20 protein-coding genes and 1 tRNA gene are annotated in these 18,592 nt (G+C 38.5%); 14 read left to right on the top strand and 7 right to left on the bottom strand.

Going from position 1 to position 18,592, the window contains the following annotated elements; all coding sequences use genetic code 11:
• The first annotated feature begins 77 nt into the window (after positions 1-77).
• The 3 genes from MOJ78_RS08920 to MOJ78_RS08910 all read left to right on the top strand — a co-directional run bounded on the left by MOJ78_RS08920 (position 78) and on the right by MOJ78_RS08910 (position 2,276).
• Complete coding sequence (locus MOJ78_RS08920) at positions 78-818, top strand: sulfite exporter TauE/SafE family protein (protein WP_304980835.1); 741 nt, start codon at positions 78-80, stop codon at positions 816-818.
• 2 nt (positions 819-820) lie between these two features.
• Positions 821-1,189 (top strand): VOC family protein, encoded by a 369-nt coding sequence (locus MOJ78_RS08915; protein WP_304980834.1) that lies wholly within the window; start codon positions 821-823, stop codon positions 1,187-1,189.
• 88 nt (positions 1,190-1,277) lie between these two features.
• Entirely contained in the window at positions 1,278-2,276 is a 999-nt protein-coding gene (locus MOJ78_RS08910) for a glycosyltransferase family 2 protein (protein WP_304980833.1), read from the top strand.
• 63 nt (positions 2,277-2,339) lie between these two features.
• Here MOJ78_RS08910 and MOJ78_RS08905 read toward each other — a convergent pair whose 3' ends face one another.
• Positions 2,340-3,875 carry an MDR family MFS transporter gene (locus MOJ78_RS08905; protein WP_304980832.1) on the bottom strand — a complete coding sequence of 512 codons (1,536 nt, stop codon included), beginning with the start codon at positions 3,873-3,875 and terminating at the stop codon, positions 2,340-2,342.
• A gap of 242 nt (positions 3,876-4,117) precedes the next feature.
• Between MOJ78_RS08905 and MOJ78_RS08900 the strand changes: the two genes are divergently transcribed.
• From MOJ78_RS08900 to MOJ78_RS08885, 4 genes are all read left to right on the top strand, one after another.
• On the top strand, positions 4,118-4,282 hold the full coding sequence (locus MOJ78_RS08900; RefSeq protein ID WP_304980831.1) for an aspartyl-phosphate phosphatase Spo0E family protein: 165 nt from the start codon (positions 4,118-4,120) through the stop codon (positions 4,280-4,282).
• 821 nt (positions 4,283-5,103) lie between these two features.
• On the top strand, positions 5,104-5,397 hold the full coding sequence (locus tag MOJ78_RS08895) for a hypothetical protein (RefSeq protein ID WP_304980830.1): 294 nt from the start codon (positions 5,104-5,106) through the stop codon (positions 5,395-5,397).
• Between the two features lie 37 nt (positions 5,398-5,434).
• Entirely contained in the window at positions 5,435-5,674 is a 240-nt protein-coding gene (locus MOJ78_RS08890) for a hypothetical protein (RefSeq protein ID WP_304980829.1), read from the top strand.
• Positions 5,675-5,712: 38 nt separating this feature from the next.
• Entirely contained in the window at positions 5,713-5,973 is a 261-nt protein-coding gene (locus tag MOJ78_RS08885) for a hypothetical protein (RefSeq protein WP_304980828.1), read from the top strand.
• A 79-nt stretch (positions 5,974-6,052) separates the two neighbouring features.
• Here MOJ78_RS08885 and MOJ78_RS08880 read toward each other — a convergent pair.
• Positions 6,053-6,128: transfer RNA gene (locus MOJ78_RS08880), tRNA-Val, on the bottom strand.
• A gap of 111 nt (positions 6,129-6,239) precedes the next feature.
• A complete protein-coding gene (locus MOJ78_RS08875) occupies positions 6,240-6,752 on the bottom strand; it encodes a phosphatidylglycerophosphatase A family protein (protein WP_304981215.1) in 513 nt (170 codons plus the stop codon).
• A gap of 341 nt (positions 6,753-7,093) precedes the next feature.
• On the opposite strand from MOJ78_RS08875, the gene MOJ78_RS08870 reads away from it, so the two are divergent.
• The 3 genes from MOJ78_RS08870 to MOJ78_RS08860 all read left to right on the top strand — a co-directional run bounded on the left by MOJ78_RS08870 (position 7,094) and on the right by MOJ78_RS08860 (position 9,386).
• A complete protein-coding gene (locus MOJ78_RS08870) occupies positions 7,094-7,819 on the top strand; it encodes an alpha/beta hydrolase (protein ID WP_304980827.1) in 726 nt (241 codons plus the stop codon).
• A 111-nt stretch (positions 7,820-7,930) separates the two neighbouring features.
• Positions 7,931-8,455 carry a YjcG family protein gene (locus tag MOJ78_RS08865; RefSeq protein ID WP_304980826.1) on the top strand — a complete coding sequence of 175 codons (525 nt, stop codon included), beginning with the start codon at positions 7,931-7,933 and terminating at the stop codon, positions 8,453-8,455.
• A gap of 235 nt (positions 8,456-8,690) precedes the next feature.
• The gene (locus MOJ78_RS08860; protein ID WP_304980825.1) at positions 8,691-9,386 is read left to right on the top strand and encodes a DUF421 domain-containing protein; all 696 of its coding nucleotides are present in this window, start codon (positions 8,691-8,693) and stop codon (positions 9,384-9,386) included.
• Here MOJ78_RS08860 and MOJ78_RS08855 read toward each other — a convergent pair.
• From MOJ78_RS08855 to MOJ78_RS08845, 3 genes are all read right to left on the bottom strand, one after another.
• Positions 9,362-10,264 (bottom strand): MBL fold metallo-hydrolase, encoded by a 903-nt coding sequence (locus tag MOJ78_RS08855; RefSeq protein ID WP_304980824.1) that lies wholly within the window; start codon positions 10,262-10,264, stop codon positions 9,362-9,364. The two genes, MOJ78_RS08860 and MOJ78_RS08855, sit on opposite strands and share 25 nt — an antisense overlap.
• A 518-nt stretch (positions 10,265-10,782) precedes the next feature.
• Entirely contained in the window at positions 10,783-11,670 is an 888-nt protein-coding gene (locus MOJ78_RS08850; RefSeq protein ID WP_304980823.1) for a hypothetical protein, read from the bottom strand.
• A 376-nt stretch (positions 11,671-12,046) separates the two neighbouring features.
• On the bottom strand, positions 12,047-12,862 hold the full coding sequence (locus MOJ78_RS08845) for a UTP--glucose-1-phosphate uridylyltransferase (RefSeq protein WP_304980822.1): 816 nt from the start codon (positions 12,860-12,862) through the stop codon (positions 12,047-12,049).
• Positions 12,863-13,046: 184 nt separating this feature from the next.
• On the opposite strand from MOJ78_RS08845, the gene MOJ78_RS08840 reads away from it, so the two are divergent.
• The 3 genes from MOJ78_RS08840 to MOJ78_RS08830 are packed head-to-tail and all read left to right on the top strand — an operon-like array spanning position 13,047 to position 16,295.
• Positions 13,047-14,324, top strand: coding sequence for a UDP-glucose dehydrogenase family protein (locus MOJ78_RS08840; protein WP_304980821.1), 1,278 nt, complete (start codon positions 13,047-13,049; stop codon positions 14,322-14,324).
• Positions 14,325-14,384: 60 nt separating this feature from the next.
• Entirely contained in the window at positions 14,385-15,284 is a 900-nt protein-coding gene (locus MOJ78_RS08835; RefSeq protein ID WP_304980820.1) for a glycosyltransferase family protein, read from the top strand.
• A gap of 3 nt (positions 15,285-15,287) precedes the next feature.
• Positions 15,288-16,295, top strand: a complete 1,008-nt coding sequence (locus MOJ78_RS08830; RefSeq protein ID WP_304980819.1) for a glycosyltransferase — start codon at positions 15,288-15,290, stop codon at positions 16,293-16,295.
• Between the two features lie 50 nt (positions 16,296-16,345).
• Here MOJ78_RS08830 and MOJ78_RS08825 read toward each other — a convergent pair whose 3' ends face one another.
• Positions 16,346-17,518, bottom strand: coding sequence for a BMQ_0737 family morphogenetic spore coat protein (locus MOJ78_RS08825; RefSeq protein ID WP_304980818.1), 1,173 nt, complete (start codon positions 17,516-17,518; stop codon positions 16,346-16,348).
• Between the two features lie 106 nt (positions 17,519-17,624).
• On the opposite strand from MOJ78_RS08825, the gene MOJ78_RS08820 reads away from it, so the two are divergent.
• Entirely contained in the window at positions 17,625-18,386 is a 762-nt protein-coding gene (locus tag MOJ78_RS08820; RefSeq protein ID WP_304980817.1) for a hypothetical protein, read from the top strand.
• Positions 18,387-18,592 lie beyond the last annotated feature (206 nt).

Genomic DNA, 18,592 nt, shown 5'->3' with positions numbered 1-18,592 from the left:
TTTTATTATAGCAATTATTGACGTATGATAAAAATGGAATCGATTCAACATCTGTTCTATGGAAGAAGGTTAACGGAATGGAAATATCCTTATTCATAATTGGATTCATTGCAACCTTTATCGGGACGCTTGCCGGAAGTGGTGGACTAATAAATTTACCAGCAATGCTTCTAATCGGTGTACCCATTCACTCAGCAATCGCTTCCAATAAATTTTCGAATACACTCAGTTCGTTTTCGAGCTTTTTTGTGCTTTTGCGAAAAAAGGAAGTCGATCTTAAGTCTGCGCTAAAAATTGCACCGTTCAGTTTTGTCGGTGGAATAGCTGGCGGATTGATTGCATCCTCCCTTTCCGAAAATGTCATGATGATCATTGGGATCAGTTTATTGATTGTCGCTTTTCTTGTTTCATTTATCGGAAAGCCTGTTGAACAATCAAGTAGGACTTCTGAAGTTTCCTATTGGACATATCCTTCCTTGTTTGGGATCGGAACCTATGACGGTATGTTCGGTCCGGGGCAGGCTACGTTCCAAATGTACCTCTTTTTCTATCAAGGAATCGGCTACTTACGCACCATCGCTTATACGAGATTCAACACCTTTCTAAGCTGTCTCGGTGCATTTATTACTTATTTTTTCGCAGACCTCATACGGTGGGATGTGGCGATACCACTCGCAATCGGTTCAATACTCGGTTCACAAATTGCTGTCCGACTCGCAGGGAAATTTTCAAAAACAGCAGTGAAAATTTTACTTCGCATTATCACCGTGCTTTTATTGATCCAATTAGTTTACCAAGTTGTGAAAGGAAGTGTATGACTATGAAAATCACCGTTACACGTCTGCATCACGTGCAAGTTTGTATTCCGACTGGTAAGGAAGATGAAGCACGTCGGTTCTACACGGGGATTCTCGGTTTTAAGGAAATTGATAAACCTGAGGCACTTAAAGCGAACGGGGGATTATGGTATAGGGTCGGGGATATCGAGCTCCATATTGGTACTGAGCCGTTTACCGAACACAGTAAAAGGCATCCAGCTTTTGAAGTGGAGAACATCGATCAGATCAAGAAGTATTTGAAAAGGCATTCAGTGAAAATAAAAAATGAGATTCAAATCCCTGGAATGAATCGGTTCTCGTTCTTTGATCCGTTTACTAACCGGATTGAGTTTTTGGAGCTGGATAGGTAAATCCTCCATATTATACTTTTATGGTTTTTATAAACAGTTGAAAAACATATAGTGTAACTATGCAAAGGATGAAACGGGGGAAACCGGAATGCTCATATCCGTCGTCATGCCTGTATATAACGGAGAACTTTATTTACAGGAAGCGATTGACAGCATATTACAACAAACTTACCGGAGCTTTGAATTCGTCATTGTAAACGATGGATCTACTGATAAAACGAGTCGAATTTTAGAAGCCATACAAGATCCAAGAGTCCGCACGATTCATCTTAACGAAAATCAAGGTGCTGCAGCCGCATTGAATATCGCGATCGAAACGACGAAAGGTCACTGGATCACCACACAAGATGCAGATGACATCAGTCTTCCAACAAGATTAGAAGAACAAGCATATTATGTTCAGAAATACCCTGAAATTGCAGCTGTAGGGACCTTGAAGCAATGTATAGGCGGAAAAACGCCAATATCGAAACGACGTTTAAGAACCGAAGAACTCGGTAACTTCCTTGTATCAAGTGATCATTTAAAAAAGTACAGGTTCTACGTCAACCCTTTATGCCACGGCTCTGTACTTTATTCTAAGGATGTTTACGACAAAGTCGGAGGCTATGATCCTGATTATAAAATTTGTCATGATTACGATTTATGGATGAAAATGTTTGAGGTCGGGTCTATTCATAAAATCAGCAAAGTGTTGTATCAATACAGGATCCATTCAGAGTCATTAAGCCGTGTAACCCAATCCTACAATGAAGATTGGGTCGTCGCTACAACATATATCAAAAAAACGTCACAGGAATTTCGGGGATTCCAACATGAACCGCTTTATATCGTACTCGGAAATAAGGAAGCATGCAACGAGTTCAAACAAGTGTGTCTAATAACCCACATGAAAGTACACCGATATATACATTGTATTGAACCTGACACCGCGAACGAAATTTATCGCCTCTTCATGAGTAATACGATCGATGGAGTCATATTACTTGAAGGTATTCAATATAACAGTACGATACAAGAATTACAGAGTAAAGGAATGGAATTAAATAAAAGTCTCTTTAAAATTTGGGCTGGTTACTGGAATTAAAGCAATTATGATAGTTCTGTAACAATTTTAGTATGGACGATCAGGAATGACCATCAGAGCTCACTAGATTTGCTTTTCTGAATCTTGATCTCCCTTTTCCTCTTTTTTCGGTAAAAAAGCGATCAACAAAAAGCTTACAACTGCCAATATACAAACCCCAAAATACACACTTTCGAGCGAATACGTCAGTCCATCCTGTAAAACAGAAAGGGTCTCAGAATCTAATTGCTCTCTCTGAGTTTCATCCAGCAAGATATTTGCTGCATCGATTGATAACGATTCATCGACACCTTGCCCATGCTTTTGCAAATACGAATGTAGTTTGTTGTTCAAGATCCCGCCAAGCAAGGTTGCTCCAATAGCACTCCCTAATATCCGCATAAACATGTTCGAGGCGGTCGCCACCCCTCTAGTTTTCCAATCAACGGAGGACTGAATGGATACAATGAATGTTGTCGTCGAAAGTCCCATCCCTACACCGATGACGAATGAACCGACTGCCGCCCAAATTGGTCCCTTAGATGGATCTAACATTACAAAAAAGAGAGAACCAAGAATGAGTGCTACCCCACCGCCTAACGCTACTGTCCGAAATCCTAGCTTAATAATCAGCCTGCCAGCAAGGGTTGATGCAATCGGCCATCCTATCGACATCGTCGTTAACGTGAAACCAGCCACAAGCGGCGATTCTTCCATAACTCCCTGTACATACGCCGGTAAAAACGATGAAATTCCAAAAAGGATGGCACCAGTAGTTAAGGAAGCTAAATTTGCAAGGGTTATCAATCTATCCTTCCAAATGTGCAGGGGCATCGTCGGCTCAGCCGCACGCCGTTCTTGCCAAATGAATAGAATGAAGCTTATCCCGCATAATGAAAGAAGGAAAATGATTTGCCAGGAATCCCACTGTAGTGCGACACCACCCTGTATCAGCGCAACCATTAAACTACTTACTGCAACAAAAATTAAAAGTGCCCCTATGTAATCAATTTCATGTTTTTTCTTTTCAATATCTTCATGTAAAAACAAATGAGTACCTGCGATTGCTAAGATGCCCAGCGGCAGGTTCAACCAAAATACCCAAGACCAATCCCAGTACAGAACAATGAATCCACCTAATGCCGGACCAATAACTGCAGAAATGCCCCAAACACTAGCCAAGTATCCTTGGATTTTCGCACGTTCCTCCATCGTATACATATCGCCAACAATAGTGGTCGCTATCGGCATGACAGCCCCAGCACCGAGACCTTGGAGCAACCGGAATACAATTAACATCTGCATAGATTCCGCGGTACCGCATAGGAAGGAACCAATCATAAACATGCTGATTCCAAACGTAAACACTGGTTTACGCCCGAAAAGATCCGAGAGTTTTCCATAAATTAAAATCGTGACGGCTTGCATAAGTAAGTAAGCTGAAAACACCCAGCTGTAAAGTTTAAAGCCGCCTAAATCTGCTACAATACTCGGCATAGCTGTGGATACGATGGTTCCCTCAATTGCAGCCATAAACATTGCTAAAATGACAGCTGCCAAAACGAGAGGACGATTCGTCTCCCGTTCCTTAATTCTTGTAATGATTTCCTCTTTCGTCATCCTCTTTCACTTCCAATTAATTGATTTACCACCATCCCATTATAACAACCATCGACTTGTTTGTATCACAACCCGCTTCTACTTTTTATAAAAAGCATTCCTAGCAATGAGCAACTCGAACTTACGAAAATTTTTTCTTTTTCTGTCGAAATCTAGGAAGTTTAATCGAAATGGTTTTCACGGACTTGCTTTTGTAAGATAATGTACAAGGTTGAATTTAATCATACACGGAGGTAGGATACATGCTTTTACAGGCGATTGAAAGGAAACGGTATCAAATGTTTGAAACTGCGAAAATTTACGGAATGTCTTCAAAACAAACACTTAAATGCAGCCAGGAGTTGGATCAACTCATCCATCTACAACAAAGCAGGAACAACCGTGTGAATTATCAGAAGATTTCGTGAAATTCTATCCTAATATATTTCGAGTCTTGAAACAAACGTTTGCACTTATCATTAATACTTACCAAATTAATTAACTTTGATAGTCGTCAAGAAGGTCGACTCCCATTTTGCGGTCGATGTTAATTTTAAATGAGAATAACCTGAATGTGGGGAAAAGCGTCTCCACTCAGGTTCTTTTTGGTCAAAGTAGCATCATTACACATCTGACAGTTAATTGCAGGGTGTACATCATCACTTTTTTCGTAAATAGCCTCCGAAACCTTAACTGTTGCCCTTGTAAAGTATGTGCTACCGTTCTTAGTTCCGTCATTGCATCCGAGAAGTTCGTTAAAAACTGTTCATTGGCAATCGACAGTAAAAACTATCTGCTTACATCGATAATCGTGGTTACTTCCTCACCGAAAACCTCTTCCGAAAACAAAGCGCAGCATGTTTTTTTGAATCAAAACACAAAAAACTTCCTTTTATTGAAGACTTAAGACCCACTGCTTTAGTTCTTACAAAAATAGGAGTTGCTACCTTTAATTCGGCAAATTAGTCAGAATGCATCTTTTACTACTAACATTGGATGAATGTTGGCACCCTGAGTCATTTCCAAATAGCTCATCCATTTCCTCCCTCAGCCTTATAATAAACATTCCACTACCTTGCCCTATCCTGATAATTGTGCCTACCATAAAATAATTTTCATTTTGTATCGTTGGTTTAATTAAGAGAGTTGGCTTGTTCTTTACCAGTAGGTGCTTATCTATACAGAATAAGAACAAGTATCATATAGTGTAATATGTCTTGAATCTACAAAGGTATAGGAGGGACTCAGGTTGGGTAGGAAAGATCTTTTTAATGCTGATAAAGAAGTAATCCATGAAAAAAGAGATCATAAATGTAAAGGGTGCCTATGTGATTTATTCAAAAAATTGGATGTAGGAACCGTTGTAAGGATTGCCTTCTTGGAGGATTTTTTTGAAGAAGACCAATTATATCAATTCGTATGCTTTAATAAGAAATCTTGTTGTGTTACATTGATTGATCTCAGTGACGATAATGCTTTCATCGTAAACTGTGAAGAACTGGTTGTTGTCGAAATTGTTAACGCCACTACAGTAAACGGTTAAACTGAAATGAATTTGATTCCTTGTAAGGAGGGTAGTAATGGGTAATTGTTTCGATGATTGCAATAGCTGTATTTGTAAATTGTTAAGTGGGTTAGATGTCGGCACCACGATTCGATTTGCGATTGATAATACCGATGAATTTTTTGAATTAGAGGATTTTACATTTTTGTGTTTTGAGCATAAAAATTGCTGTGTAACTCTTCAAAGACCCCAAGAGGATACAATTGTAGTTGTTGATTGCACTAAAATAGCCGGAGTGAAAATTTTCCAAGATTGAATGGACTAAGATCAAAAAGTATTAGGAGGTATACTACGATGAGTTGTAAAGCTGATCGAAGAAAATGTGAAGGGTGTGTATGCGAACAGTTTAAAATGATTGATATTGGAACTGTCGTACAAATCACACTTGGCGATGATGAGTTCTTCGAAGATCAAGACTATACCTTTTTATGTCTTGACCCACATGATTGTTGTGTAACCCTAATTGATACTAGTGACAACAATGTGTTTATTGTCGACTGTGAACGTATTAGAGGAGTGAAGTTCATTAATAACACCGTCCTTCCACCAGGATGAGAAAATAAAATACAGTATGATCATTTGTTTTATATTAAAACCCCCTCAATTTTTAATTAGGGGGGGTGTGTTTTATGTATGGTGACCCGTATTGGGCTCGAACCAATGACCTCTACCCTGTCAAGGTAGCGCTCTCCCGACTGAGCTAACGGATCTCTTAATTAAAAGGACAATTATTACTATACGAATTTTTCATCAAAATGTCAATACATTTCTATGTTTTATTAATAGGAGCGACTCTTTTGAATCGCCCCTTTTGTGTTTTATCACCCGATTTTCTCTTCTTCATCCCGCTGTCTGATTTCTTCTTCCTTTAGGTTTTCTTCTCGATCGCGAATACGATGGGCAAGCCGGCTAGAGGCGTTTGCAGCTAGGCTTGCGACAAGATCATCGAGGAAGGTATGCACTCCAGATCCACGTTTTGTATCGAGTCTTTCAATAATGCCGATTTTTTGTTTATCTAAATGTCCGAATGTTGTAATAGCGATACTCCCATATCCGAGAACTGCACCCATTGCAATTGTCTCGTCAATTCCAAATAATCCTTCATCGGTCTCAACGATGGATTGAAGCGGCTCAGATAGCTTCTTTTGCTCCGCAAGCTTATCAAGCTCGATTCCGACCAAAAGTGCATGCTGAATCTCTCTTTTTTCCAATACAGCTTCAACACTTTCAATGCAGTCTTGCATTTTCAATCCTGGAGCATATGGAGCCTGCATATCATAGACGATTTCAGCGACATCGATTATTCTGACTCCTCGTTCTTTCAGTAATTCCATTGTTGCTGCTTTAACTTCTTTACTATGGATACGATTCTTCAATTTACGTCTCCTCCTCTGAAGCCAGTTCGTTCACTTGCTTACGTTTATTATATCATTTATGTTAGAATCAATCTCAGATAAAGAAAAGTGGAAGCACCCTGTTTAGGTGCGATAAAGAAAACAAGGCCAGCGCCGAGCTTTGAGAAGGTGATTGCCTATGTTGCACTTATGCTTGTGAGTGAATGCGCTAGCTTCTGGAACACAACACGTTTTTTGTGTTTGTGGAACCTCGAGCACCTGGGTGCTGTAGCTGGACAATACATCTTTGTCACGGAAGAATTACCGGAGGATGATCTTAAATGAAACTTAAAGGTACTATAGAAGAAAGAATCTTTACAAGCGAAGAACTAATGGAGGATATGAAACTACTCGTGTATTTACCTCCATCCTATTCACCACTATTACGATATTCTGTATTGATTGCTCAAGACGGGGACGATTACTTTAAGCTTGGAAAAATTGCCCGTAGTACAGAGGATCTTATGGAAAATAGCGAAATTGAAGAGTTTATCATTATCGGTATACCATACAAAAATGTACAAGACCGTCGTAAAAAATATCACCCTTCAGGTGAACAGAACGAACAATACATTCGATTTTTAGTAAATGAGCTAGTCCCTTATATTGAATCCGAGTTTTCGACATTGGAGCTTGCTAATGCCCGCGGATTAATCGGTGACTCCCTAGGAGCGACTGTTTCTTTATTGACAGCACTTTCTTTCCCGCGTACTTTCGGTAAGGTGATTTTACAATCTCCTTACGTGAATGAACATGTATTAAAAGAAGTTAAGAGCCTCCGTGAGCCATCACTACTATCGATTTACCATGTTGCGGGTACTAACGAGACAGAAGTTGAAACCACGAATGGGACAGTTGAAAATTTCATTGAACCAAACCGTAAGTTAAATCATCATTTATCCGATCGACCCTTCAATTATCATTATGAAGAGTTCGATGGTAATCATACTTGGACCTATTGGCAACCAGATATTCCAAAAGCCTTGAAATGGATTTTTCCACGTTAAACATCAGACTTAGAATTCATGATTATAATATAAAGTATGAAATAGTAAGAAAATTTGCTATAATAGACTTGTTGAAGAACTTTTGAATTATAGGTTATGAGGAGGGAAACCATGAAATACGGCATCGCGATTTTTCCATCAAAAAAACTACAAGATACTGTCAACTCATATCGTAAACGTTATGACCCTCATTATGCTTTAATCGCTCCTCATGTGACTTTAAAAGATCCATTTGAAGTCAATGATGAAGACGAATTAAAAGCGTTGACCCGACGGATCCATGAAATTTCGGATAATGTACAACCGTTTAACCTTCATGTATACAAGGTAGGTTCTTTTCATCCAGTAAACAACGTCATTTACTTCCGAATCAAGGATGATGAAAAGTTAACCCACCTTCATGAACAACTCCATGAGGAGAACTTATACACAGATCGCCCGTATAGCTTCGTACCACATATTACTCTCGGGCAAAAATTATCCGATGAAGAACATCGTGATGTTTTGGAATCATTAAAGATGACGGATGTTGATTATCAGGAAACGATTGATCGGTTCCAACTTCTATATCAGCTTGATAACGGATCGTGGACTGTATTTGAGACATTCCACCTTGGAAGCGATAAGACTTCTTAAACTCAATATGAAACTGGGATGATCACTGTCATTCCAGTTTTTTTGTTTGCACGTTAAGAAAGAATCAGGGCAAGAGCACTTATATCCTTGAGGGCTACGACTGTGTTTCACAAAAACCCCGGCAATCAACGAGTTTCCCTTACAGTAGTAACCTTTCACGTATCATATGTTTCATGTTTAATTTAATTCCCTCTAGAACAAACTAACACTAGTTCATACATATGGAGGAATTACTTTGGATATTTTAGAGTTATCAGTAGAGTTGATAATCGGTTTTATCGGCTTATTCATCGTCACACGATTTCTTGGCAAAACACAAATCTCACAAATCACTCCATTTGATTTTATTTCCTCCTTAATATTAGGAGAACTATTAGGAAATGCCATATATGATACAAATGTCAGCATCTTTTCTATTCTATATGCCATCGTACTTTGGGGACTTCTGATTTATGTGATTGAAATATGGACTCAGAAACAAAAGGGTGTACGTGGAATGTTAGAAGGTCAGCCTGCTATCGTTATACATAACGGTAAAATATTGTACCCCGCTTTAAAAAAGAGTAAGTTAGACATCAATCAGCTTCAAGCCTTGGTTCGTCAAAAAGGGTATTTTTCATTGTATGATGTTGAGTATGCAATCTTGGAAACAAACGGAACAGTCAGTATACTACCGAAATCCCAAATGGATATTGTAAATCGACAAGACCTTAACCTACCTATAAAACAACAGTCACTCCCTATAACACTCATCATTGATCGAGAGATTGTTTACGATAACTTGACCGAGCTCGGTAAGGACGTCAATTGGTTGAAATACCAGCTTCAACAACAGAATATCGGTGATGCATCTGCTGTACTGCATGCTGAGTGGCGTATTGCAGAAGAACAATTATTAGTCACCACTCATTCATCTGTCGGAATGAAATAAAGGTTGAAGTCTTTTACTGTCATTTCAATCTTCTTATCTTCAATTCCTTTTATCAAATAAGAAAAGATAGCAGTCCGATAAAGTGACCATACTGAAACAGAAGGAAGATGGACATTCCATTTTCTGCACATTTCACTCATTATGGTTTCAAAACTGCAACCGTCAGGATAATTAGATAAGATCCTATACATACTTTCGATGATTGATACGTGGTGATCATAATTTGTAATGATCGTTTTATCGACCTCTACTTCATAGACACCATGTCCTGGAATACTACCCTCAACTCCCATCGAAAGCAATTTTTCAAGTGTAGCTAAAGTCGCGTTAGCATCAATGATGAAAGGGATACGGTGTTTATTTAGCTGTTCCTCGGAAAAATAACTGTCTGCAGCATAAAGGATGTTACCAACCTTTACACCTAGCTGGTTGATGCTATGTCCAGGGAGTGCTATTAGATCCAATTCGAATTGACCGAGTTTCATCATTCCCTCCGAGACAATGTGGTCTACCCTCACAGGCGATCCTTCCAAAAACTTATTCCGCATATCGATTAAGGGCCGGTTTCCTTGTGATAAGTAAATAGGTTCTATAATGGGATTCTGAAGGATTGATTCTTCTACTGCAGGAGCGATTGTATAAATCCTTTTCTTTTTTTGCAGGTAATTTGCGCCACCATAATGGTCTGCATGAGCATGGGTAATAAACAGGTGAGTAATCGGTAAAGATCGGTCATCGAGCATACGGATGATTCTTTTCATTGCTTGCTGGTCGATTCCAGTATCAATGAGTAAACCATGATCACCTACATTGACATAACCAATATTGACCGGACCATTAAAATAATAGCAGTTATGATTAATCTGAATAAACTCCATTGTCATCGCACCATTCATAAAAATATAGGGAATGAGTGGTTTTTCACCTTTCTCATTCCCTATATTATTTCGTTGATATTTTGTCCTTTTCCTGTTAAATCAGATAATATTTTTTTGAAGGGCTCATGATGACAATTCATTGGACGAGTTAGCACGTGCTTAAATGGACTTTGAGTTAAGTCTTTCAACTGAATCGGTTCAACCGGGTGCAACCTTAGCCTATATGCCGAATTGGACTGTGTCCGGCTCCCGTAAATTATATTTTGCTCCGGTATGCTAGGAGGTACATATCCCATCGTATCACCCACCTCATGCTTTTTTACTATTTATATACCCCCCTTTCAAAAATGTAAAACCTAAATTTGGATACAATTTGAAAAGTAAACGTATCATCTTGTTAATGAAGTTCGACTAAGTACGTTACGTCCTGCGCCTGCGGTTACTCGGCGCAAAACTGCATTGATGTACACTATTAGATGTCTTGTAACAACGTCGAACTGACTCACATCCTGTGAGCCCTAAAAATTCAAGGCAATTTGATTAACCGCCCTTGCCCGATACTCCTGATTAGGGAAATAAACAAAACCTTCTATCGTTATACTGTCTTCAAATTGTTTTTGGATAGGAATTTGAAAGTCGGTGATTGTTATGGATTGGTTTACTGGGATTGTAAGGTCGTACATTGGAGCAATCCAAATTTCACCTCTCGTCAGCGCATCCTTCGCCCAGTCATTCTCCAAATAAACCCATTGCAACGTATCGGATTTTTCCTCCGTTGGAGTATGGTCCATCGAGCTGATTTTCCCCTTAAGTTTCGTATAATCAATCGGTTGGAACCGAAAGCAGACTAGTGGATTTTCCAATTGTGTCTTCCCATTGTTCATTAAGTGAAAGCTGCCATGTATCACATAAGAATTTTCTTCTTTACAAATCAGGCTATAATTGAAATAGGCTGAGAGGAACAAATCATCTTTCTCAATATTTTCAGTCGTAAAATCATCCGGTATTTGCTCAGTTTGGTTTTGTACTTTAGCCCGCTTTTCTAGACTTTTAATTTTATTTCGATACGACTCAATTTGTTTGTCTTTTTCATTGATTTCTTTTTCTACAGATTCTAATAATTCCTCAAATGCTAAAACACGGCTTTCCATAGTATGCAAATTCGTTTCAGATAACTGTTCTGTAAGGCGTATCACCTCCTGCTTATGTTCGTTCAATTGCTTCGTCGTTTTCTCTAGCTCTTGTTGGAGCTCGTCATTCTCTAATGCATCCTTTAATTTTGTTTCAAGCTGCTCTATTTGATCCTCTGCAAATAACAGCTTTTTCTCGAGCTGGAGTGATTTTTCTTGATAATATTTTGTTCGTGAAGCTAACCGGTCATAACTAAGCTCTTTTTGAGAATTCATCTAGTCCCCTCCTACCAATACGTGTTTAAAAAAGGGCATATATCCTTATCTTATGTAGAAAAGTATAAAGTCTTTACAATAACTTTCGATTTCGCACGCTTATGAAAAACGGAAGCGCCTGAACAGCCAGGAAGAACAATGGAAGGCCAAAGGGGAGGCTGTCGTCGTCATCGCAATGGGTCTAACATAATTTGAGGGGCTGGTGAATGTAGACATCTTAGGGGAAAGTTTCATGCTTTCTTAACTTGCAAAAAAACTTAAAAGGCCAAGCCTTTACGAGCTGGGCCTTATTTCACTTAATATTGTAAATTTGATCTTTAATCTTCGTCCACCATACATCTAGCTGAAAATCTTCCATACGTGTTATATAGACCCTCTAACCCGAAAAATGATTTTCTTTCATATACTGAAGCAGTTGTAGATAATCGTCCTCAAACCCTATATCAAACCGCTCACCCTCAATTTCAAATCCATAACAAATCCTCTGTGATAAAAGGTCAAGGATTCCATCCGTCAATTGGACCTCGTCATATTCATCCGGTTTAACATTTTTAAGAATCGGAAAAATATCAGGTGTTAATATATACCTTCCCATTACTGCCAGATTTGAAGGAGGAGTCGATTTTGGCTTTTCCACAATTGATCGCAACTGGAATACCCCTTTGTCCTTCTCCACCCCGTCGATCACTCCATATTTATGCAGCCATTTATCTTGAATATATTTCAATGCAACAATAGGAGAATTTTCGTATTCATAAAGGTTGATAAGCTGTTTGGTCGCACAGATATCATTGTTGATTATAATGTCGTCGGGAAGAAGTACAGCAAATGGTTCATTCCCAACAAATGATTTCCCAAGTAAAATTGCGTCACCAAGCCCCCGAGCATAGGGCTGTCGGACATATTGTATATGGACCTCAGGCAATGACATTTTTTCTAATAAAAACGATTTATTACGCGCTTCCAAAAATGCTTCAAGTTCTAATGAAACATCAAAATAATCGACGATCATGTTTTTATATTTAGAAACGACTATAAGTATTTCTTCAATTCCTGATTCAACCGCTTCTTCAACAATGTAGTGGATAGATGGCTTTCCATTGATCGGAAACATTTCTTTTGGCAAAACCTTTGTAACGGGCAAACTTCTGGTACCATATCCTGCTGCAGGAATAATTGCTTTTTTGACCAAGGAACGATCCTCCTTCCATTGACTTGGTATAGCTTATTCCATTATTCGTACAAAGTGAGTTGCTAGTGAAAAATGAGGCTTGTACTTCCTATAAACGAGCAGCCTCTCATATCACGCTAACAATCACACAGAAATAGAATATAGAAGTTCAGAAATCTTTATTTGGTTAACGGGAGTGTTTTAAATGAACATATGTGTGGTTGGGTGTGGTTATGTAGGATTAACAACAGGTGCTGTCTTAGCACAGTTTAAACATAATGTTACCTGCGTGGATACCAATGAAAATAAAATTTTGCAATTATCAAAAGGGCTCTGTCCATTCCATGAAAATGGACTAGAAGAACTTATTCAAAAGGAAATTTCCGACAATCGTCTATCCTTTTCAACAGATACACAACTAGGAATGCATAAGAATGAAGTAATCATCATTGCGGTTGGAACACCATCTTGTGAAAATGGTCAGACCGACTTATCCTATGTAAATCAGGTTATATCAGATTTGGCTGAAACATTCGATCAACCGAAAGTAATCATTATAAAAAGTACGGTTCCACCTGGTACAAACGACAGTATGAAAAATAGTTTAATAGAATTGGGTGTAAATAAAGAGAAGTTCTCAATCATCTCTAACCCTGAATTCTTAAGAGAGGGGAACGCGCTTGATGATCTACTTCATCCGGATAAAATAGTAGTCGGAGGTGACCAACCAGAACACCTTGAACTTATTCGGAAACTATATGACTATACCCCATCAACCTATTTCTTCACAACTCCAGTGTGTGCTGAAATAATCAAATATACCTCGAATGCCTTTCTTGCTACAAAAATTTCATTTATTAATGAAATCGCCAAGGTATGTGATGCTTTTGGAGCGAATGTAAATACGGTTGCTGATGCAATCGGTACCGACCCCAGAATCGGACCTCACTTCTTAAAAGCAGGGATTGGTTATGGTGGCTACTGTTTACCTAAAGATATCAAATCACTTTGTTATGCTGCCAACGACAAAGGTGTTAAGCTCCCATTGTTGCATGCAGTCGAGGAAACGAATAATTCTCAAGTGGATCTCTATATCAAAAAGATCGAAACGGAGCTGGGTAGTGTACGTAACTTAGTTATAACGGTATGGGGATTATCATTCAAATCAAATACCGACGATCTAAGAGACTCTCCATCAATTAGACTTATCGAGAAACTAATTGAACAAGGAGCAATAATTAAAGGCTACGATCCGATGGCAAATCCAGAGTCTCCATCCTTTATATACTATGATAACCTCTATGATTCTGTAATTGAATCAGACGTACTAATAATCGCAACGGACTGTAATGAATTTACACATGCAGATTGGAAAAAAGTAAAGCAACATATGAGAGGAAATTTAATTGTTGATGCGCGAAATTGTATTGATCCTACAGCTGTTCGATCCCTCAAATTGAAGTATGTCGCCCTTGGTGGATAATATCATTGTGTATTTTAAAAGACTGATATTTAAAAAATATAGTAAAGTTTGGTGTTTCATGTGATATTCTGTACATCTATTTGTTTAGATCAATTAGCACAAACCAAAGTACTTTCAAAATCGCTTAAACAAAACATACCCGGAAGCAAACTTATCATATGCCTAGTTGAAGAAGACTTTCCATCAGAACTCAAGAGTGACCAAGACTTTGATGAAATCGTACTGAGAAAAAACATAAAAATTGAAAACTTTAAGCAAAAAATCCATAAATACAACCAATACGAGGTAGCCTGTGCTAGTAAAGCTCCGCTTCTCACATATGTATATAACAAATATATTAGTGAGCGGTTTTTTATCTATATTGACCCCGACATTCAAGTTTTTTCTTCGCTCCCTGAGGTGGAGCAATCATTCAAAACAAATTCTATCATTTTCACCCCGCACTTTCTCTCCCCGCCTGCACTCCACCATAACATTTGGGAAGAGAATGCGGAAATTGAAATATTGAGGGTCGGTGTGTTCAATGGGGGATTTATCGGTATAAAGCGCTCTGGTATAACTGAACAATTTCTCAACTGGTGGAACCAACGTTCGAAACAAGACGCCTATATTGATTCCGTGACAGGGTTTTATACAGACCAAAGGTGGTTGACCTCTGCCTTAGTCTTATTTGATGGAATAAAAATACTCAAGCATTATGGTTACAATATTGCAATCTGGAATCTGAATGAGCGTCGAATCACGTCTAAAAATAATCATTATTTCGCCAATGGTGAGCCTTTTCGTTTCTTTAATTTTTCTCATGTAAACTTGCTAGCTGAAAAATCAAATAAAGATAGCGTAATGTATAGAATCGTTAACACATACCTTGAAGAATTAAATGAATATCGTAAACTTTTTCCACAAAGAGAAAACCGGAGATATCATCAAAATCATACCCGCAAACGAAGGAGTCGTTAAACTATGCTCTTTTCTACAATCGTTTGTTCGAACCATCTAGCATTGGCGTCAATCCTTGGAGAATCGATTAAACAACTAATGCCCGGTAGTAAGTTTATTGTTTGTTTACTTGAAAAAGAATTGCCATCAACAATAAATTCATATCATAGTAGTTTTGATGAAGTTGTTCTTGCGAATGATATCGGGATTGAGAGATTTAACCAAACCATATTCAAATATAATCAATATGAAGCATCCGGATCATGTAAAGGACAATTATTTCGTTATGCGTATCAAAAATACCCAAAAGAAAACAGCTTTGTATATCTGGATGCGGATACACAAGTCTTTAGTCCATTCTTTGAAGTGTCGGAAGCACTTAAATCATATTCCATTGTATTAACCCCCCATCTCTTATATCCAAGTGGAAATGGTTCAATTAATGATGAACTCGCAATTATGTCAACTGGGATATTCAATACAGGATTCCTAGCTATTAAACGATCCAAATATGCAAAAGAGTTCATTGATTGGTGGTCAGATCGGCTAAGGCAATTTTGTTACACCGATCCAGCTCGTGGTCTTTTCAATGAACAAAAATGGGTAGACCTAGTCCCAGTTTTCTTTGATCAAGTCCATACGTTAAAGCACCCAGGATACAATGTTGCAAATTGGAATCTGTTCGAAAGAAACATTGCAAAGCAAGACAATATGTATTTGGTAAATGGGGTTCCACTCCGATTTTTTCATTTTTCAGGAGTTAAAAAAATAAGTAAAATATTGCATAAATTGAATAGCGAAACAACTCTCTATGGAATGGAAATCGTACGTCATTATAAGCAAATGTTGAAACAAAATGGGCACCATAAACAAATTAAAATAAAATGGAGCTATGATTATTTCGACAATGATAAACCTATCTCTAACAGAGATCGACGTATTTTCCAACTTAATTCAAAGGCTCAAGAAGAAATATCGGATCCGTACAATGAGAGCAAACGGACCTTCTATAAATATAGACCTGACTCTTAGATTAAATTTTAATAAAGTGGAGCGAGGTACCTCGCTCCACTTGTTTTTTATTAAACCTTCTTAAACTTCAGATCGTCGAATGTAACACAATCTTCAACTTCTATTTCACCTTCATCAGCTTGAACGACTCCTGAGTCAAAAATCGTCTTACCCTTATGGTTGATTAGTTGAAGCTGGAATTGAGTACCTGAATTATCATCCACTGCAGCAAAGTTGAAGTCGACTTTCCTACCGTCTACTCTGCCTTCACCACTAACGATCAATTTCACGGCATCTTTGTGGTCCTCACAGCAAAGTGTATCCTGATCGAAGCTCGTTGCCGTGAAGTTGAAATCACGATCCCCGTCACTATTATCCTGATCATTAAAGCTTGCACGGAGTACACTGTCGACTAGGCTACAATTCGGGCAGATGTTTACAAGTACTGCCAAACGACCTTGTTCCGTTGCATCACTACCTGTTAAGCCGCTTGCTTCGCCTTCGGCAGAACAGTCGCAATTTGGCCTTGGGAAGATATCTGGACATTGTTGCGGGAAATCAACTCTCGGACATTGATCAATCCCCGATATAGGAGCAATCAAATCATTGTCTCGAGGTGAGCAGAATTTCGCCAGCACTTCCAGTTTCACCTCAGCCTCGACTTGGATGTCGATACAGAATGTAACCTCTACTGAAAACTCCTCAGGAGCAGGCGTATTCAGCAGCACAGTTCCAGATGGGATTCTGCAAAAGATTTTAGAAACCTTACAGAATAAATCCGTTCCATCTGGGAAGCAAAGGACGAACGATTCAAAGACTGATGCGTTAACATTTATATGAGTAACGACATCGCCATGACGATCTACAACTAGTATCTTCAAGTCTGCGCTAAACAACAAATCGACAAGCTGTGCATCTGCAAAGCCCCCGTTTGTAGAAACCGTTACATCACGCTTTTCTCCAACTTGCTCACAAATGAATCCTTCTTCATCAATTTTATCACCGTGATTATTATGAAGAGGGAAAATTGGCGGAGTTTTTGGAGCTTTGCAAATTAGACGTAATGGGCGACGGCTTGGGTCTTCCATTGCTTCTTCAATGCATTCAAGCTGATCGCGGGTAAATTGAACCGTCTTACGAACGGTAAGTGCATCGGTTACCCAGTCGTACACTTTTTGAACGCGTATACACTCATCCTGTAAGCTGTTTGAAGCTTTAGGTATGTTGTGCTTTTTAGAACTCATAGTTTCCCTTCCTTTCTTCATCATGAACTGAAGATTCAATACATACTATGGGAATACAACGGCTAATGACACAAAGATTAATGCCTATTTTTAGGGAGGGAAGGTTATGTATCCAGTGGTTTTTAATAGAAGAGAGATTTGTCAATTAACGATAGAAGAATTCCAGAATCTGAAAAGCATCGTTCATTTTTGGGGACTGAGCTGGGAGGAACAATCAGGAGAGTTCGTTGGTAGATTCATAAATATCTCATTAAGAGTAATTGGTTTAGATAGGAGAGAATCCATACGTCTTAACCAGCTTCTTACACATACCGGGATTAACATTACGACTGAAAAATTTGAGAACAACCCTACATTATCTGTTTTTCATATAGATTCCTATAAACATCTGTTAACGATCGAAACCGCAGGAAAAACGATTTCATTCAATCCGAATAATGGACCGTTCAGAAATACAAAAGAATGGGTTTACAAAGGAATATCGGTACCCGAATTTTCTGATGAAGTAAAAGTATATATGAAATTGGGTGAAAAAAGTAAAATGGAATGGATCTGTTACGTGATCCTTCAAATGTTCAATAACAATTCACCGAACGATATTTCGTCAATCCCTGTAGAGAAATACAAAAGTTTGTTGCAAATTGTATTGACCCCGATCAATCCTAGTTTTGCATCATACCAGTTAAATGCAGAATGGCCGACATCTCCACCTCATTATAAAACAAAACAACATGAGCAGACGGAAACCATCAACCCCTTTAAACACAAACACGCCTCGCAATCTACCCGATTCGACCCTTTTAAACCAAGGAAAAATCATAAGGACACAAGGGTCATTAATCCATTTTTCAAAAATAAAACACCATAATTTTCTTGTGCGAATAAAATGGATTAACTTGAACGCTGAGGTGATCGCATGAAAAAAGAAGATGTAATCGAATTATATAAACAAGTGAAACGTCGTAGAAGGAATCAGCAAAAGAAGGTGACCCTTCTAGGCTCAAAAAGGACCAGAGGGTGTAAGTCCTGTGGAAGAGTAACCTGGAAGCCGGACCAATTATCATAAAAACTGAA

The sequence above is a fragment of the Alkalihalobacillus sp. AL-G genome, from assembly GCF_030643805.1.
Classification (GTDB): Bacteria; Bacillota; Bacilli; order Bacillales; family Fictibacillaceae; genus Pseudalkalibacillus.
Note: the sequence above shows the minus strand (reverse complement) of the source record. Positions and strands in the feature narration are given on the sequence as shown.

What these genes read in the sequence shown, in the direction of transcription:
- MOJ78_RS08920 (WP_304980835.1), top strand. Translation starts at nt 78, where the DNA reads ATGGAAATATCCTTATTCATAATTGGATTCATTGCAACCTTTATCGGG.
- MOJ78_RS08915 (WP_304980834.1), top strand. Translation starts at nt 821, where the DNA reads ATGAAAATCACCGTTACACGTCTGCATCACGTGCAAGTTTGTATTCCG.
- MOJ78_RS08910 (WP_304980833.1), top strand. Translation starts at nt 1,278, where the DNA reads ATGCTCATATCCGTCGTCATGCCTGTATATAACGGAGAACTTTATTTA.
- MOJ78_RS08905 (WP_304980832.1), bottom strand. Translation starts at nt 3,875, where the DNA reads ATGACGAAAGAGGAAATCATTACAAGAATTAAGGAACGGGAGACGAAT.
- MOJ78_RS08900 (WP_304980831.1), top strand. Translation starts at nt 4,118, where the DNA reads ATGCTTTTACAGGCGATTGAAAGGAAACGGTATCAAATGTTTGAAACT.
- MOJ78_RS08890 (WP_304980829.1), top strand. Translation starts at nt 5,435, where the DNA reads ATGGGTAATTGTTTCGATGATTGCAATAGCTGTATTTGTAAATTGTTA.
- MOJ78_RS08885 (WP_304980828.1), top strand. Translation starts at nt 5,713, where the DNA reads ATGAGTTGTAAAGCTGATCGAAGAAAATGTGAAGGGTGTGTATGCGAA.
- MOJ78_RS08875 (WP_304981215.1), bottom strand. Translation starts at nt 6,752, where the DNA reads ATGGAATTACTGAAAGAACGAGGAGTCAGAATAATCGATGTCGCTGAA.
- MOJ78_RS08870 (WP_304980827.1), top strand. Translation starts at nt 7,094, where the DNA reads ATGAAACTTAAAGGTACTATAGAAGAAAGAATCTTTACAAGCGAAGAA.
- MOJ78_RS08865 (WP_304980826.1), top strand. Translation starts at nt 7,931, where the DNA reads ATGAAATACGGCATCGCGATTTTTCCATCAAAAAAACTACAAGATACT.
- MOJ78_RS08855 (WP_304980824.1), bottom strand. Translation starts at nt 10,264, where the DNA reads ATGGAGTTTATTCAGATTAATCATAACTGCTATTATTTTAATGGTCCG.
- MOJ78_RS08850 (WP_304980823.1), bottom strand. Translation starts at nt 11,670, where the DNA reads ATGAATTCTCAAAAAGAGCTTAGTTATGACCGGTTAGCTTCACGAACA.
- MOJ78_RS08840 (WP_304980821.1), top strand. Translation starts at nt 13,047, where the DNA reads ATGAACATATGTGTGGTTGGGTGTGGTTATGTAGGATTAACAACAGGT.
- MOJ78_RS08830 (WP_304980819.1), top strand. Translation starts at nt 15,288, where the DNA reads ATGCTCTTTTCTACAATCGTTTGTTCGAACCATCTAGCATTGGCGTCA.
- MOJ78_RS08825 (WP_304980818.1), bottom strand. Translation starts at nt 17,518, where the DNA reads ATGAGTTCTAAAAAGCACAACATACCTAAAGCTTCAAACAGCTTACAG.
- MOJ78_RS08820 (WP_304980817.1), top strand. Translation starts at nt 17,625, where the DNA reads ATGTATCCAGTGGTTTTTAATAGAAGAGAGATTTGTCAATTAACGATA.